Origin of the sequence: Micromonospora sp. DT4 (assembly GCF_049841675.1) — a bacterium.
Lineage (GTDB): Bacteria > Actinomycetota > Actinomycetes > Mycobacteriales > Micromonosporaceae > Micromonospora.
Window position 1 is genome coordinate 1 of record NZ_JBNCKT010000120.1, and the last position, 15,826, is coordinate 15,826.

Below are 15,826 nucleotides of genomic sequence, written 5' to 3' on the forward strand. Positions count from 1 at the left end.
GGCGGGGTTCCCGGGGTGATCGTCTACGACCGGACCAAGACCGTGGTCCGCCGGCACGTCGCCCCAGGCCAGGCGGTGCCGCTGCACCCGGAAGCGGTCGCGTTCGCCGGGCACTACGACTTCGACATCGACGTGCTGGCCGCCTACCGGCCGACTGGCAAGGGGCGGGTCGAACGGCAGGTCACCATCGTCCGTGATCATGTCCTGGCCGGGCGGGCGTTCTCGTCGCTGGCCGAGCTCGATGCCACGTTCGTGGCCTGGGTTCCGCAGCGGCGGGCCGTGCGGCATCGCACCCACGGCGAGATCATCGGCGTGCGGGCGGTCCGGGATCATGCCGCGCTGCGACCGGTCCCGGCCCGGGCGTATGTGGTCGCCGACCGGCATCTGCGGCACGTCGGCAAGGACTGCCTGGTCGCCTATGCCGGCAACCTCTACTCCGTGCCGGCCCGCCGTGTCCGCCACCGCCAACTCGTGGAGATCCGGGCGACCGCCGCCACCATCACCATCCACGCCACCGTCCCCGGCCTGGACGGCACCACGCTGCTGGCCACGCACCAGCGGGCCGTGGGCCGCGGCGCCCGCGTCGTCGACGAAAGCCACTGGGACGGCCTGCCCGACGGACACACCCGTGCCGTCACCACCGGCGACCCCGCCGGCGGGCAGCCGGCCGCACGCCGATCGGCCCACCACAACGGCGGGCAGGGACCGCTGCAAGCCCTGCTCAACCGGGCCGCCGCCGCCCAGATCGCCGTCGAGGCCCGCCCGCTGTCGGTCTATGAGCAGATAGCTGCGGCCAGCCCGTTCACCCACCGCCCACACCTGAAGGACGTCTCGACGTGAGTGAGCTGGTCACCAACCGCATCCACGCCAGCGCCACCAAACTCGGCCTGCCTCACCTGGCCAAGACGCTGCAGGAACTCACCGGCCGGGCCGACACCCAGGCCATGGGCTACCTGGATTTCCTCGACCTCGTCCTGCAAGAGGAACTCGCCGTCCGCGACGAACGCCGCTTCCGCGCCGGGCTGCGCCTGTCGAAGCTGCCGCACCACAAGACCCTCGACGACTACGACTTCAGCTTCCAACCCGACCTGGACCCCCGCAAAGTCCGTGACCTCGCGACGCTTGCGTTCGTGCAGGCCAAAGCCAACGTCGCGTTCCTCGGCCCACCCGGCGTTGGCAAGACCCACATCGCGGTGTCCCTCGCGGTCGCCGCCTGCCGAGCCGGGTTCACCGTCTACTTCACCACCCTCGACGACATGGTCCGCCACCTCACCGCCGCCGATGCGATCGGCCGGCTGGCCCGCAAGCTGCAGACCTACCTACGCCCCACCGTCCTGGTCATCGACGAAGTGGGCTACCAACCCCTCGAACGCCCCGAGGCCAACCTCGTCTTCCAAGTGATCTCGAAACGCTACGAGAAGGGCTCCACCCTGCTGACCTCGAACAAGGGCTTCGGCGAATGGGGCCAAGTCTTCGGCGACGAGGTCCTGGCCACCGCCATCCTCGACCGGCTCCTGCACCACTGCGACGTCGTCCCCATCAACGGCCCCAGCTACCGACTCAAGAACCGCCTCACCGCCATCGAGAACGTCGCCTGATGCCCACCCCGGCCACCCCGGACGACCCCGCGACCACCAACGACAACAACCACGGCGATCTCCTGCCACACCTGCTCCAGATCTGCGAAGACTTCCTCGCCCACAGCGGTCCGGCGACCCACCACGAGGTCGACACCCTCCTACGCGCCCGCGGCATCACCGGCGGACCCGGATGGCTCATCGACATGCTCGGCCTCACCCGCCTACGCCTGCAAGCCGCCACCCACCGTGACGAACATGGCACCCACCACGACACCTGACCTCTGCAAGATCAGCCGTACTCACCTCTGCACTCCAACGAGTACCCCGACAACTGCGGCTCTTCACCCCTCGTCCGAAGGAGGACAGCGGGTTCATCAGCACGTACTCGGCGCCGACGTCGACGGCGAAGGCGCACAGGTCAGCGAACTCCTGCGGCACGGTCAGCGCGTTGGGCGTGGACAGTAGGCCCTTGAGGAGGCCGGCCTCGGCGAACTTGCGGGTGGTGGCGACGGTGGTGGCGAACGACGACCGGTCGCCGCGGAACTTGCCGTGGCTGTCGGGCCGGAACCCGTCAAAGGACACGTTGACGTGAACGTTGCCCAAGGCGGCCAAGGCGGCTATATCGGCATCGCGGGTCAGCGTCGCGTTGGTGCAGATGCCCACCGGCAGTCCCTGATCGGCCACCGCCTGGCACATGGCGATCAGGTCGGGGTGGACGAAGGGCTCGCCCCCGGTGAGCGTGAGGCGTTCGACTCGGGCGTCGAGCAGCCGGGGCAACACTCGGGTGGTGAAGTCGCCCAGGGACAGGTCGGACCCGACTGCGGTCGAGGAGACGAAGCAGTGGGCGCAGTGCAGGTTGCACCGTTCGGTGATCTGCACCAACGCCTTGCGTCCATCCCCGCCGACGGAGGTGCGGAAGTAGCAGGACGAGGCGTGGGTGTCCACGATGAGGCGCTTCATAAGGATCTTCCCGCGGTAGTGAGATGAACTCCGGACGCGCCAAATGGGGCGGCGTCGAGCAGTTGCGCGGCAGCGTGCAGTTGGCGGTGCACGACCTGGGCGTGAGAGCCATCTGTGTGGGGCTGGTGGTGGCCTGCGGCGGCCGTGGTCAGAAACCACCAGGCTGCCCACACGCGGTGCCATCCCAGCGCCCACTGAGCCGCCGGCAGACCGCCGCGGTCCGAGTGAGCGTCGGTGCTGCCGCCAGCCTCGACGTAGGTGCGGATCAGGCGGATAAGTTGGGCGGGGTCTGCGGCGTTGCGGGTGCCGAACCAGGTGGCGAGGTCGAGCAGGCCGGGTCCAGTGAATGCTTTCGCCCAGTCGACGAGACGGCATCCCGTGCGGCTGACGTGCAGCGAGCTGCGGTGGAACTCGCCGTGGCACAGCCCAAAGGGTTCTCGCTCGGCGCCGTCGGCGCGTCTGCCCGCCACAGCTGTCAGCCGCCGCAGCAGTTCCTCGGCCGCGCCGGAGTCGACGAAGCGGCCCTGGCGGTGCAGCTCGTCGAGTGCGGCGAGCGCCTGCTCGGGCAGGCGCGCCAGGGTCCGCTGGTCGAACACGGGCAGCGCGGGCACGGGCGGGACGGCGTGGATTGCGCTGGCGACGGCTGCGGCCTCGGCGATAGTTGCTGGGCGGATGGGGTCGCCGAGGTCGTCCATCAGCATGCCCAGCGCCTGCGGACGTAGCGTGTAGCCGTGCAGGTGGGGCACGGCGGCACCGTGTTCGTTGAGGTGCCGCAGCACAGCGGCTTCGCCGGTGAACGGCGATGTGGCGAGCTTGCAGATCACACTGCTGCCGTCGCTCAGGTACAGCCGCTGCACCGTCGACAGTTCCCACTCCTGGATGACCTGCCCACCGGTCTGTTGATGGCCGGCGGCAGTGAGCAGGTCACGGCGTAGTTGGTCCGCCAACGCGGCATCTATGGCGATCATGGTTTGCTCGCCGTCTGGATGCCGGTGGCGGCTCTCTCGAGCAGCGCCAGCGCGGTGTCGAGGCGTGCCGACATCCCCGCCGGCACCCGGGGGTGGGCTGCCTGTTGAAAGGCCCGGAAGTGCGGCAGCATCGTGAGCAGCGCCGGGCGCCTGCGGAGGAAGTCGGTGACGTCGCCGCTGGTATGCGCCCGTCGCAGCAGCGATGTCAGCGCGACGATCTTGTCGGCGGTCGAGGCCAGCAGCACCGGCAGGTCGTCAACGCGGATGGGCGGGTCCGGCATGTCGAGGGCCCGGTGCTCGGCCTGCAGGGCGGCGATGATCCGCGGTACCTGCGGGCCGTAGGCGGTGGCGAGGACCTGGTAGATGTCCGGCGTGCGGGGCGCGAAGTCGGGGGTGTCGTGCAGCAGCGCTGCAGCTATCAGATCCGGGTCCGGGTGTAGTACATGTTCGCCGATGGTCACGGCGACCCGGACCGCGTGGGCCAAGGCGGGGCGGTCGTCGATGGCGTGTCCGGTGCACCATCGCTGGGCGTCGCGTAGGGCGCGGTCGACGGTGGCGGGCCGGGGAGGGGATAAGACGGTCATGGCCTGATACCTCCTGGTTGCCGTAGCATCGGCGCCATGTCCGGGCCGCTACCGCAGTGGTGTGAGCAAACGTGCGTCGTGTGTCCCGCCCAGCAGCTCGGGCCGGGCCAGTTCGACGTGGTCGACCGGCCCGGACCCGAGTTCGCCTACAACCCGGCTATCGGATGGCGGGTCACCGCCGAAGGTGTCGCGGTGTGTGTGCACCCGTACCGGGTCGGACTGCCACCGGGCCGATACGCCTCACGCGGTGAGCCTGTCCCCGACCAGACCTCACGACCGGCGCCGACGCCTGCATCCCTGGTGCTTCCTGCCGACCTGGTGGATCTGGAAGGCTGGCTCGTCGCCGTGCTGCGCGACGCCCCGTCGGAGCAGATCTTCGGTGCCGTCGCCCGCGCCGAGCGCCTCGCCGGCGAGAGATTCGACTCGAAGCAGGTGGTGGCGGCCATGCGGCGGGTGCTGTCGGTGGAGCTGGCTAACCGCTGACCACGACGGGCGCGGTCGCCGGGTCCGGCTGGTCGAAGGCGAAGTCGTGGCTGCGTCCGTCGCGCCCCAGGCCCGCAGCCTGGTAGTGGGCGTTGAGCTGGTGCAGCCGGCGGGTCACCTCGACGGAGTCCAGCCAGTACCGCAGCGGCTGCGGCCCCCAGCCGGCGGCGGCGTAGTACGCGTCGGTCAGGCAGCCGCGGGTGTAGGTGAACTCCTCCAACTCCGTGGCGTGCGGGAACGTGACCCCGAGGTCGCGCTGCATCCGGGACATCAGGGTGAACTGGGCCAGCACGGCGTGGATCATCTCGTCGACCGGCGCCGGCACCAGCAGCTCCGCGGCTTCCTCGTCGCCGCCGGAGAGCTCGAACACCGCGGCCTTGAGCGCCAGGACCCGCATCGCCTCGGTCAGCAACGGGCCCGCGTCCCGGTCCAGGGACCACTGGCTGATCGCCGGGTACCCGGTGAAGGTCGCCCAGCAGCTGGAGTACTTCATCGACGAGCTGCGTAGCCGCTCGGACGACGGGTGCTGCCTGATCAGGTCGAGGATCTCGGCGGCTCGGCGACCGACCACAGCGGGTTCGGGCATGGTTCGTGGGGCCATGGCACATCCCTCCTACGGGAGCGTTGGGCGCAGGCAGGCGAAACCAGCCGGCGGCCGGATCGCCCGTCACCGCTGTCCGCGCCGCTGCGCTCACGGTGATGCCCCCATTAACGGCCGGGTGCACGGATGTCGATAACCCATTGCTTTGACCTCTGACAAAGCTCCGACATTGACCGTCCAGACCATTGGGCGGCCCCGATGGCCGCAAGCCGCGATGCAAGGCGTCAGTAGGCAATGCGCGCCGCCCGCGCCAGGCGTGGTAGCCGCCATCGGGAAAGGGCGGATTGTCGGCGGATTGTCAGACGTGGACGGCGAGCCTTACCGACATCGACGGTCTTCGCCTTTAGTCACTCTCGTCGCCGTGGACGCGTGTGCCGTATCCCGGCCCATCGCAGACCGCAGCGCGGACGACCGCGCCAATTCGCCGGATTGTGGGAAGGACTGTTGTGCCTGTTGCTCGGAGGCTTGCGCTCCTACTGCTGATCCCGTTGGCGGCGACTCTGGTCTTCGCCTCGTGGGGTGTGGCGTCGACGAGCCGTCAGGCGCGCAGTGCCGACCGCCTGCAGTCGCTGGTGGCGGTGTCAGCCGCGGTGGGTGAGGTGCTGCACGAACTCGACCGGGAGCGGCAGGTCGCCGGCGGGCTGGTCGGTGATTCGGCGGGTGGCCTCAACGGTTATCTCGAGCAGGTCGCGGCATCCGACCGGGCGGTGGACGCCTACCGGCAGCGCCGCAGCGAGCTCGATGCCTCGGCTTCGGTCAGTCGGCTGGTCGGGCCGTTCGACGAGCAGCTGCGGTTGCTTCCGGGGTTTCGGGAGCAGGTCAAGGCGCGGTCGGCGTCGCTGACGGCGGTGCTGGTGCGGTATCGGGCGGTGCTCGCGCAGGGGCTGGCGGTGCGGGAGACCGTGGGTCAGGTCGGCGGTGCGGACGGTGCGGTGGCTGACCAGTTGCGGGTGGCGGCGGCGTTGTCGCAGGCCGGGCAGTACGCGGGTATCCAACAGGCAGCTGTTGTCGCGAACAACGGCGCCGTGGTGTCGCAGGCGGTGCAGCGGGAGCTGGCCGCGACCCGTGCCGGGCATGACGAGGCATTGCTGGCGGTGTCGCAGCGGTCGCCGACGCGGTGGCGGTCGTGGCTGGACCAGGCGCTGTCCGGCCCGCAGGTCCTCGCGGCGCAGCGCCTCGACGACGAGGTCGCTCGCACTCAGGTAGGTCAGCGGTTGCGAGTGAACACGTCCCGGTGGGCTGCGGCCAGTAATGAGCGGCGCGACCGTCTGCACGAGGTGCAGACCCGCGTCGACGCGGATATCGCCGCCGAGGTGGGGCGGCAACGCCGACAGCAGTGGGTGACCACGGGTGTGCTGTCGGCGGTCGCCGTGGCGCTGACCATGGCTGCCGCGGCGCTGGCGTGGCGGCAGGGTCGGGCGTTGGCGCGGCGGCTGCGGCGGGTCCGTGACGCGGTGACCCGGGTCGCGGAGCGGGACCTGCCGGACCTGGTCCGCCGCGTTGACGCGGCGGATCCTGCCGACCCGGCGTCGGTTCCGCCGCCGCCTTCCGCGCTGGCACCCGGATCGGCGCGGGACGAGGTGGACGAGGTGGCCGCCGCGTTCGACACGCTGGCGTTGAACACGTACCGAATCTCGACGGATCTGGCACGGCAGCGGCGGGTGGCCGCCGGTGCGGTGGAGGCGGTGGGGCGGCGGTGTCAGGGGATGACGCACCGGCTGCTGCGCGAGTTGGACATGGCCGAGCGAGACGAGAAGGACGCCGCGACCCTGGCGACGTTCTTCGCGGTGGACAGTCTCGCCGCACAGTTGCTGCACGCCACGCAGAGCCTGTTGGTGCTGTCGGGACGGTCGTTGGGAGCGGTGCACCCGCAGCCGGCGGAGCTGGTGACGGTGGCGCAGGCGGCGCAGGGCCGGATCCAGGAGTACCGGCGGGTGCGGCTCGGGGTGATCGACGAGCGGGTGCTGGTGCCGCCACCGATGATCGACGACCTGGTGCACCTGTTGGCGTCGCTGCTGGACAACGCGACTCGCTACAGCCCCGGCGACGCGGTGGTCACCGGGCATCTTCTGGGCAACCGGGCGATCATCCAGGTCACCGATGCCGGGCCCGGCATCAAGCCGGACCTGCTGGCTCGGCTCAACGCCGAGCTGGCCGAGCCCGCGCCGATGATCGAGGTGGAGCACATCCGGCGCCAAGGCCTGGCCACCGTCGCGCTGCTGGCCGCGGCGCACGGGTTGCGCGTGCGGCTGCTGCCGGGACAGCCGCACGGCACGGTCGCGGAAGTCGAGATCCCCGCCGACAAGCTCCTGATCAGCATTCCTGAGCCGGCCGCGCTGCGGGCCGGCCCGATCGCCGGCCGGCGTGCTCCCGGCGGCACGCCCGCGTCCACCCTTACCCTGCCCGCGCCCACGGCGGTACCGGCCCGGCGCGGCGGCTCGGCCGCGCTGCCCGCCCGACGCCGGTCGTCCAGCCTCAGCGTGACGGACGGCCCTACCCAGGCGCTGCCGGTGATTCCGGTGCCCCGCCGGGCGCCTGAGTCGGAGTCGACGCCGGCCTACGACGAGACGGCCCGACACCTGCCGGCTCCGGCGTGGTTCGTCGAGGGAGCCACGGTGCACATGCCCTCCACCCCTGCGCGCGGGCTGCCCGGACAGGACGCCACCACGGCCAACGGCCTGCCGAAGCGGCAGCCCATGTCCGCGTTCACACCCCCGCCCCTGCCCGCTGCCGACGCGCCGGTCCGCTCAATGGGTGGCCTGGCCCGTACGGCGGGGGCCTACCAGCGCGGCCTCGACCGCCGCTTTCCCCAGTCGAAGGGCCAGTCATGAGCGATCTGAGTTACCTGCTGAACACCAACCTCGTCGCCCGCGTGCCCGGGATCAGCCAGGCCGTGGCCGTGTCGGCCGACGGGCTGCTGCTGGCCTGGACCGACGGGCTCAACCGGGACGCCGCCGAGCGCCTCGCCGCGGTGGCGGCCGGAATGAACAGCCTGCTCAACGGCGCCGCCCGTGACCTGTCCGCGGGCGGGGTGCGGGGCAACCTGACCGAGCTGGCGCACGGGTTCCTGATTCTGGTGGCGGTGAGCACCGGCGCGTCGCTGCTGACCCTGGCCAGCCGCGACGCCGACCTCGCGTTCGTCACCGAGGAACTCGGCCGTTTCGCCGAGCAGGTCGGCGACCAGCTCACCCCCGCCTTCGCCGGCACACTCACCACTGCGGCGGCCGGCCGGCGATGACCGCACCCGCCCTCACCGTCCGCCGACCCGCCGGTGGGCCGCCGAGCCTGAAGATCGTGCTCACCGGGCCGTTCGGCGTCGGGAAGACCACCCTCGTCGGCGCGGTCTCCGACATCGCACCGGTCACCACCGAGGCCCGCATGTCCGCCGGCAACGCCGACGACGACACGACCCTCATGCCGGCCAAGACCACCACCACGGTGGCGATGGACTTCGGCCGCCTCGACGTCGACGGCGTCACCGTCTACGTCTACGGCACCCCGGGCCAGCACCGCTTCTGGTTCATGTGGGACGCCATCGTCCGGGGCGCCGCCGGCTCCGTGGTCCTGGTCGACACCCGCCGCCTGCAGGACTCATTCCGGCACCTCGACTACGTCGACCACGTCCGGCTGCCCTACGTCGTCGCGGTCAACCAGTTCCCCGGCGCCCGCTCCTACCCCACATCGGCCATCCGTGAAGCCCTCGCCCTGGCCGCGGACGTGCCGATCGTCGACATCGACGCCCGCGACCGCGACAGCGTCCGCCGGCTGCTCATCGCCCTCATCGAGCACGTCATCACCCAGACCACGCCCCGCTCGGCGGTCGCGCAGCCCTGAGCACCCGCAGAACCCACCCCTCACCCCTGACAAAGGAGCATCTTCGATGTCTGATCCCCGACCACACTTGCGACGTCGGCTCGCCGCCCTAACCGCTGTGGGTCTCCTGCTGACCGGCGCCGCGTGCAGCACCACCCCCACCGACTCCGGCTCGGTCCGTGTGGGGCTGCTGGTCTCACTGTCGGGTACCTACGCCACCGTCGGCGAGGACATGCAGCGCGGCTTCCGCCTCTACCTCGACACCCACGACGGCAAACTCGGCGGCCGGAAGGTCGACCTGGTCGTGGCCGACGAGGGCGACGGCCCCGCCACGGCCGTCCCCGCCGCGCAGAAGCTCCTCGAACGCGACCAGGTGGTAGCCCTGACCGGGCTGGTCGGCGGCGCGACGGTCGACAAGGTGCAGACCCTCACCACGCAGCGGAAGATCCCCCTGCTCGGCGCGAACGCCCGGCCGGCGTTCGCGCCCGTCGGCGGCAAGCCGCGCGACCTGGCCTACACCTGGCACACCTCCTACAACTCAGACGAGCCGGGCATCGCCATCGCCGAGTACGTCAAGGCGCAGGTCGGCGACGGTCAGGTGTACGCGATCGGCCCGGACTACCAGGGCGGCTACGACGAACTGCGGGGCTTCACCGACACCTTCACCCGCCTCGGCGGGAAACTCGCCAACCCCGACGGCAAGACCCTGTTCACGCCGTTCCCGGCGACGGAGAACTTCCTGCCGTACCTGAACAAGGCCGCCGAGACCAAACCGAAGGCCGTCTACACCTTCTACGCCGGGGCCGCGGCGGTGGCGTTCGTCAAGCAATACGCCCAGTCCGACCTTGCCGACGTCCCGCTCTACGCCGCCGGCTTCCTGACCGAAGGATCCGTGCTCACCGCGCAAGGACCGGCGGCCACCGGCATCCGCAACGTCCTCAACTACAGCCCCACCCTCGCCAACCAGGCCAACCAGGACTTCGTCGCCGCCTGGTCCGCCGCCGGCCACCCGGGCCAGCCGACGACCTTCGCGATGGCCTCCTACGACGCCGCCGCCGTCCTCGACCGGGCGCTGACCGCCGTGAACGGCGAGGTGACCGGGGAGAAGCTCAACGCCGCGATCGGGCAGGTCGGGCGGGTCGTCTCCCCGCGCGGGGACTGGCAGTTCCACCCCACCGAGCACCGCCCGGTGCAGCGCTGGTATCTGCGCGAGGTCCGCAACGACGGTCCGGTGCTGTCCAACGTCCTGGTGCAGGACCTCACCACCCTGCCCGCCAGCTGACCGGACCAAGCGCCACGAGAAGGGGGTGCGGTGCACGTGGACGCCTACCTGATACCCGCCGTCGACGGCGTCGCCTACGGGCTGCTCCTGGCCATTGCCGCCGCGGGGTTGACCGTCGCGTTCGGCGCCGGGGGTGTGCTCAACCTCGCGCACGGCACCCTGATCGCCGCCGGCGGATACGTCGCCGCCGCCACCAGCTCGGGGACCTGGCCAAGCCTCGCCGCCGCGGTCGCACTGGCGGCCGGTGTGGGAGCCGCCGGCGGCGGGGTGCTCGCCGCCGCGACCGCCGCACTGCGGGGTCGGGGGCACCTCGACCAGGCGCTGCTCACCTTCGGTGTCGCGCTCATCGGTGCCGACCTGCTCACCACCGCCTACGGCTCCGACACTCTGCGACCTCGCCTGCCTGAGGTGTTGGAGGCAACCGTCCGGGTTGCCGGGCACCGGTATCCGGTCGACCGGCTCGCCGTGCTGGGCGTCGCTGTCGCTGTCGTCGCGGGAGGCTACGTGGTGCTGCACCGCACCCACGCCGGACGGCTGATCCGCGCCACGGTCGACGACCGGGCGATGGTTGCCGGCATCGGGGTGAACCCCCGTCTGGTGGACGCGGCAGTCCTGGTCGCTGCCGGGGCTCTCGCCGGCCTGGCCGGGGCGTTGACCACTCCGATCCTCGGCGTCGGCCCTCACACCGCCGACACCGCGCTGCTCCTGTCGCTGATCATCGTGGTCTGCGGTGGCCTCGGCTCCGTGCCCGGCGCACTCGCCGCCGCCCTCGCCGTGGGCGTCGTGCAGACCGTCGGCGTGACGTCGTTCCCGGCAGTCGCCCCGTACCTGCTTATCGGCGCCATGGCCGTGGTGCTGCTGGCCCGCCGGACCAGCCTCCCCACAGGGGCGTCGGCGTGAGCGGTCCACGACACGACATGGCGGCGACGGTGGTGCGCGCGCTGGCACGACGCGCGCACCCGTGGTCGGCATTCGGCCTGGCAGCGGCCGTGGTGGGCGCGGTGGCGATGTCACCGGATCCGTACCTGCACGCCACCGCCGCGCGGATGCTGCCGCTGGCGGTGCTGGCGGTCAGCGTCGCGGTGGTCACCGGCCACGCGGGACTGCCCACCCTCGGCCAGGTCGCCCCGTACGCGGCCGGCGCCTACACCACCGCCCTGCTCGCCCTCGCCGGCACCGACCTCGCCCCGCTGCACCTGCTGGCGGCGGCCGGAGCGGGAGCCCTGACCGCCGGGGTACTCGGCGCGGTGCTCGTCCGCTACCGCGCCACGGTGTTCCTCATGCTCAGCCTCGCCGTCGCGGAATTGACCGCGATCACCGCCGCCCAGTGGCGCACGGTCAGCGGCGGCACCGACGGGCTCGCCGGGATCCCCGCCCCCCGCCTGCTGCCCGGCCTGCCGCCGCTGCTGGCCGACCGCACGGTGCTGCTCTACGCCACGCTCGTGGCGATCGCCGCGACCGCCGCCGCCAGGGCACTGCTCGGCGACGACCGGCGGACGCTGCTGGCGGCCGTGCGCGGCAACGAGGCCCGCGCGAGCGCCAGCGGCCACCAGGTCACCGCCTACCTGTGGACGGCGCACACCGGCGCGGGCGCGCTCGCCGGCATAGGCGGGGCCCTGCTCATCCACACCCACCGGTGGATCACTCCAGCCGATGTTGGCTTCACCACCGCCGCCCTCGCGCTGCTCGCCGTGGTCATCGGCGGCGCCACCTCGTTGCCCGGCGCCGCCGTCGCCACAATCGCGGTCCTCGCCGTGCGCGACGTCGTGGGTGCCTGGCTGCCCGGTCACGCGCCCCTGCTCCTCGGCGTCCTGTTCGTCACCGCGGTGTACCTGCTGCCCGGCGGCCTGACCGCTCTTCCCGCGCGACTGGCCAGCCTGCCCCTTCCTCGTCACGGTCGGCGCCGTCCCGCTCTTCACATGCCCGACGGCCCGGCCCAGCCCGTCACCAGGAGCACCCCGTGAGGACCGTCCACCGCATCGACCCCGACGGCGTGCCGTCGCAGCGCGAGCCGGGTGACATCGACCGCGCCCACGGCAACGGCCTCGTCGCGACCGGCCTGCGCCACGCCTACGGACAGCTGACCGTCCTCGACCTGGACACGTTCACCGTCGCCCCCGGCGACCGCCACGCCGTCATCGGCCCCAACGGTGCCGGCAAGTCCACCCTGCTGAACATCCTGGCCGGCACCACCCGCGCGCAGGCCGGCACCCTCACCTACAACGGACAAGTCGTCACCCGGCGTGGCCCGGCCTGGCGGGCCCGCGCCGGCATCGGCCGTAGCTTCCAACACCCCCGCGTCTACCCGAACCTGACCGTGCTGGACTGCGTGCGCATGGGCGGCTGGCACCACCGCCACCAACCCGAACGCACCCCTCTGGAAGCCCTCGACCTCGTCGGCCTGCTCGGGTACGCCGACTACCCGGCCGCCGCGCTGTCGCACGGGCACCGCCGCATGCTCGACCTGGCCGTCGCCCTGGCCGGGCAACCCCGCGTGCTGCTACTCGATGAGCCCGCCGCCGGCCTCACCGACACCGACACCACCCGCCTGCTCGACATTCTCGGCCGTCTGCCCGGCTGGATGGCGGTCGTGCTCGTCGAGCACCACATGGACGTCGTCGCCGCCCTCGCCGACTGGACCACCGTCCTGCACCACGGCCGCCGCCACACCGACGGCCCCACCGACACCGTGCGCGCCGACCCTGCCATCACCGCCCTCTACCTCGGCACCGGGGGTGACGATGCTGCGCATCGGTGACCTCACCGCTGGCTACCGCCCCGACACCCCCGTCCTGCACCACATCACCGTCGATCTGGCGGCCGTCGCCGTGCACACCGTGGTCGGACCCAACGGCGCCGGGAAGACCACCCTGCTGCACACCCTCGCCGGGCACCTGCGACCCGCCACCGGGTGGGTCCTGCTCGACGGCCGCGACGTGACCGGCTGGACGCCCGTCCGCGCCGCCCGCGCCGGGGTCGCCCTCGCCCCGCAGGGACGCCGGCTGTGGCCGTCGCTGACCGTCGCCGAACACCTCACCGTCACCCGGCCTCCCACCCGCCGCCTGAACAGCCGCACCTGGACCGTGGACGAACTGCTGGAGATGTTCCCGGCCCTCGCGGCCCGGCTGCGCCACCGCGGCCACGAGCTCTCCGGCGGGGAGCAGCAGATGCTCACCATCGCCCGCGCCCTACGCACCGCGCCCCGGCTGCTGCTGTGCGACGAACCCACCGAAGGACTCGCCCCCACCGTGGCCGCACACGTCACCCACGCGCTGCGGGACCTGCCCCGCCACGGCGTCACCATCCTCGCCGCCGTGCCGCATGCCCGCGCCGCCGCCACCCTTAGTGACACCGTCCGAGTCCTCGCCGACGGACGCCTCACCGGACCCATCGCCACCAGCGACGGACAGGCCGAGCAGGCGCTGCGCGACCACCTCGCCCTGGTCTCACCCGCTGTGCCCAACCGTGGGCAGGCACACCGGTGACCCCCACCGCGACCATGGCGGCCCTGGTAGTGCTCGCCGCCACCGCCATACCCGCCGTGACGACGCCAGCACCGATCCCCGCCCAGCCCAGTTCCGTGCACTGTCCCACCTCAGCGGCGCCGCAGCCCATGCTTGCAGCGACGCATCGAAGCACCGGTCACCAGGGAACTCAGGTGGCGTACCCGCAGCCGGCACGTGCTCCGTTGCTGGCGCTGGCGGCACGCCTGCGGGTCAGCGCGTGCGACACCGCCGCGGGCCGGTATGACCTCGTGCACTACCGGCAGTGGAACAACCCCACCCGTTCCGGGGCGGCGGTACGGGAGGTGGTCCGCTGGCGCGGCGACGACCGCTCCGGCGGCCAACTCGCCACCCAGCACCCCACCGGCGTCGTTCCGGTCACCCACGACTGGTGGCAACCCGGCGACCTCTACAGCGTCGGGCTGATCGACCCCTTCACCCGCACCGACGTGCTGCGGGAAGACCTGCGTATCAATGAGCCCTCACCAGCCGACTCCACTGAGGTGCTGGCGAACCTGGCGTACCTGTCGACCTGGTACAGCCCTCGCCGGGACGGCCGCGCCGCCACCCTCGATCTGCTGGCCGGCCTGAGCCCGCTCACCTACTACCCGCGCGTGGTCGACCGTTCCGGCCGCCCAGGCATCGCGGTCGCCGCTACCAGCGGCGACCGACGCGCCCTGCTCGTCCTGCACCCAGACACCGGGGAAGTCCTCGCCTACGAATCCGCCCACCTGAGTCCCTTCGGCTGGCGAGCGCAGACCTACCTCGTCTACCTCGCCCACAGCCACGCCACCCGCCGCTGGTGGGAACCCGCCGCCCGTCCCCGGGCAGCCACGCCGTCCTTACCGCTGTACCCGCGGCTGCAACAGCACTGGCTGCTGACAACGCCCCTGCCCTGCCTCACTACGACGACCCAAGGAGTCACTCCATGACGGCCACCGCACCCACGCAGCGCTACCAGTTCCGCAACAGCCCCCACCAGCTCCACCCCCTGCAGGAGATGCTCGACCCGGTCACTCTCGACGACCTGACCCGCCTGGGAGTCAACCCCGGGCACACCGCCCTTGACGTTGGCGCCGGCGCCGGCTCCATCGCCCAGCACCTGTGCGAACTCGTCGGCCGCACCGGAAAGGTCATCGCTGTCGACATCGACACCAGCATGCTCAATCCCACCGGGGTGCTCGACGTCTACCAGCGCGACCTGCGCACCCAGCCGCTGCCGGTCGAACCCGGCACCATCGACATCGCCACCGCCCGCTGCGTCCTGGAACACCTACCGAACCGGCACCTGCTGCTCCACCAGATGATCAACGCGCTGCGCCCCGGCGGGCACCTCGTCCTCGGAGAGATCGTCTACGCGCCCGTATCCGCGCACGCCCCCGCCGACAGCGACAACGAACTCATCACCCGCGTCGTGCACACCATCCTCGACGTCCTCGCCGGCCGCGGGGTCGACCTGCACTGGGGAGACAAGGTTCCGTCGGTCCTGCTCGCCAACGGCTTCGAGCAGGTCCACACCCGCTGGGTCGCCGAGACCTGCGCCGGGGGCAGCGCCGGCTGCCGCCTTTACGCCGACAACGCCACCCAGCTACGCGACCGGCTCCTCGCCGAAGACCTGTCCCACGACGAGCTGGACCGGTTCGCCGAGCTGATGGCCGACCCGGCGGTGCTGGTGCGTGGCTACCAGTTCGCCTCCACCACTGCCCGCAAGCCCCGCTGAAACTGGCACGCGGGGGCGGCCGAAGCCGGTCGCCCCCGGCCGGGAGGCTGTCGGGCCGTGTGCGTGACCCTCGCTGCCGACTATTAGGCGAAGCCGCACGTTGGTTCTTCATCCAGCCCGAGAACATGTTGTGAGCGCCGTCAGCCGGGGCCTCGCGCCAGCGGTCGGGCCTTGGGCACCGGGCCGGCGAAAGCCGCGAAAGAAGCACCTGTGGGACGAAGGTGGCCCACTTCGGATACCTGCCGGCGCTGGTCTCGGGACTGTAAAAAGAACGGTGTAACTCCTGATCAAGAAAGACGCACCTGATGACCATGACGACTGACGCCGTGGAT

Annotated in this window: 18 protein-coding genes; 14 read left to right on the forward strand and 4 right to left on the reverse strand. The window is 71.7% G+C overall.

Annotated features, from left to right (window positions below; all coding sequences use genetic code 11):
* The 3 genes from ACLQ24_RS24715 to ACLQ24_RS24725 form a co-directional block, all read left to right on the forward strand.
* Positions 1 to 840, forward strand: an 840-nt coding sequence (locus ACLQ24_RS24715) for a Mu transposase domain-containing protein (RefSeq protein ID WP_425894100.1), incomplete at its 5' end; no start/stop codon positions are given.
* The gene (gene istB, locus ACLQ24_RS24720; protein WP_425894101.1) at positions 837 to 1,598 is read left to right on the forward strand and encodes an IS21-like element helper ATPase IstB; all 762 of its coding nucleotides are present in this window, start codon (positions 837 to 839) and stop codon (positions 1,596 to 1,598) included. The genes ACLQ24_RS24715 and istB, both read left to right, overlap by 4 nt.
* Entirely contained in the window at positions 1,598 to 1,858 is a 261-nt protein-coding gene (locus ACLQ24_RS24725) for a hypothetical protein (protein ID WP_425894102.1), read from the forward strand. Before istB ends, ACLQ24_RS24725 begins: the two co-directional genes overlap by 1 nt.
* Here the strand turns inward: ACLQ24_RS24725 and ACLQ24_RS24730 are convergent.
* The 3 genes from ACLQ24_RS24730 to ACLQ24_RS24740 are packed head-to-tail and all read right to left on the reverse strand — an operon-like array spanning position 1,794 to position 4,092.
* A complete protein-coding gene (locus ACLQ24_RS24730) occupies positions 1,794 to 2,540 on the reverse strand; it encodes a radical SAM protein (protein ID WP_425894103.1) in 747 nt (248 codons plus the stop codon). The two genes, ACLQ24_RS24725 and ACLQ24_RS24730, sit on opposite strands and share 65 nt — an antisense overlap.
* A complete protein-coding gene (locus ACLQ24_RS24735) occupies positions 2,537 to 3,508 on the reverse strand; it encodes a phosphotransferase (RefSeq protein ID WP_425894104.1) in 972 nt (323 codons plus the stop codon). Before ACLQ24_RS24735 ends, ACLQ24_RS24730 begins: the two co-directional genes overlap by 4 nt.
* Positions 3,505 to 4,092 (reverse strand): HD domain-containing protein, encoded by a 588-nt coding sequence (locus ACLQ24_RS24740; RefSeq protein ID WP_365062690.1) that lies wholly within the window; start codon positions 4,090 to 4,092, stop codon positions 3,505 to 3,507. Before ACLQ24_RS24740 ends, ACLQ24_RS24735 begins: the two co-directional genes overlap by 4 nt.
* A gap of 36 nt (positions 4,093 to 4,128) precedes the next feature.
* Between ACLQ24_RS24740 and ACLQ24_RS24745 the strand changes: the two genes are divergently transcribed.
* Positions 4,129 to 4,575 carry a hypothetical protein gene (locus ACLQ24_RS24745; protein WP_365062692.1) on the forward strand — a complete coding sequence of 149 codons (447 nt, stop codon included), beginning with the start codon at positions 4,129 to 4,131 and terminating at the stop codon, positions 4,573 to 4,575.
* Here ACLQ24_RS24745 and ACLQ24_RS24750 read toward each other — a convergent pair.
* Positions 4,565 to 5,176, reverse strand: coding sequence for a hypothetical protein (locus ACLQ24_RS24750; protein WP_365062694.1), 612 nt, complete (start codon positions 5,174 to 5,176; stop codon positions 4,565 to 4,567). The genes ACLQ24_RS24745 and ACLQ24_RS24750 overlap by 11 nt on opposite strands.
* A gap of 488 nt (positions 5,177 to 5,664) precedes the next feature.
* Between ACLQ24_RS24750 and ACLQ24_RS24755 the strand changes: the two genes are divergently transcribed.
* The 10 genes from ACLQ24_RS24755 to ACLQ24_RS24800 all read left to right on the forward strand — a co-directional run bounded on the left by ACLQ24_RS24755 (position 5,665) and on the right by ACLQ24_RS24800 (position 15,494).
* A complete protein-coding gene (locus ACLQ24_RS24755) occupies positions 5,665 to 8,007 on the forward strand; it encodes a nitrate- and nitrite sensing domain-containing protein (protein WP_425894105.1) in 2,343 nt (780 codons plus the stop codon).
* Entirely contained in the window at positions 8,004 to 8,414 is a 411-nt protein-coding gene (locus tag ACLQ24_RS24760) for a roadblock/LC7 domain-containing protein (RefSeq protein WP_365062698.1), read from the forward strand. Before ACLQ24_RS24755 ends, ACLQ24_RS24760 begins: the two co-directional genes overlap by 4 nt.
* The gene (locus tag ACLQ24_RS24765; RefSeq protein WP_365062700.1) at positions 8,411 to 9,010 is read left to right on the forward strand and encodes a GTP-binding protein; all 600 of its coding nucleotides are present in this window, start codon (positions 8,411 to 8,413) and stop codon (positions 9,008 to 9,010) included. Before ACLQ24_RS24760 ends, ACLQ24_RS24765 begins: the two co-directional genes overlap by 4 nt.
* A gap of 46 nt (positions 9,011 to 9,056) precedes the next feature.
* Positions 9,057 to 10,271 (forward strand): ABC transporter substrate-binding protein, encoded by a 1,215-nt coding sequence (locus ACLQ24_RS24770; RefSeq protein ID WP_365062702.1) that lies wholly within the window; start codon positions 9,057 to 9,059, stop codon positions 10,269 to 10,271.
* Between the two features lie 36 nt (positions 10,272 to 10,307).
* On the forward strand, positions 10,308 to 11,171 hold the full coding sequence (locus ACLQ24_RS24775) for an ABC transporter permease subunit (RefSeq protein ID WP_425894106.1): 864 nt from the start codon (positions 10,308 to 10,310) through the stop codon (positions 11,169 to 11,171).
* Positions 11,168 to 12,235 (forward strand): branched-chain amino acid ABC transporter permease, encoded by a 1,068-nt coding sequence (locus tag ACLQ24_RS24780; protein WP_365062706.1) that lies wholly within the window; start codon positions 11,168 to 11,170, stop codon positions 12,233 to 12,235. The genes ACLQ24_RS24775 and ACLQ24_RS24780 overlap by 4 nt, the downstream gene beginning before the upstream one ends.
* Complete coding sequence (locus ACLQ24_RS24785; RefSeq protein WP_365062708.1) at positions 12,232 to 13,029, forward strand: ABC transporter ATP-binding protein; 798 nt, start codon at positions 12,232 to 12,234, stop codon at positions 13,027 to 13,029. Before ACLQ24_RS24780 ends, ACLQ24_RS24785 begins: the two co-directional genes overlap by 4 nt.
* Complete coding sequence (locus ACLQ24_RS24790; RefSeq protein ID WP_425894107.1) at positions 13,013 to 13,756, forward strand: ABC transporter ATP-binding protein; 744 nt, start codon at positions 13,013 to 13,015, stop codon at positions 13,754 to 13,756. Before ACLQ24_RS24785 ends, ACLQ24_RS24790 begins: the two co-directional genes overlap by 17 nt.
* A 173-nt stretch (positions 13,757 to 13,929) precedes the next feature.
* Complete coding sequence (locus tag ACLQ24_RS24795; RefSeq protein ID WP_425894108.1) at positions 13,930 to 14,706, forward strand: hypothetical protein; 777 nt, start codon at positions 13,930 to 13,932, stop codon at positions 14,704 to 14,706.
* Positions 14,703 to 15,494, forward strand: coding sequence for a class I SAM-dependent methyltransferase (locus ACLQ24_RS24800; protein WP_425894109.1), 792 nt, complete (start codon positions 14,703 to 14,705; stop codon positions 15,492 to 15,494). Before ACLQ24_RS24795 ends, ACLQ24_RS24800 begins: the two co-directional genes overlap by 4 nt.
* Positions 15,495 to 15,826 lie beyond the last annotated feature (332 nt).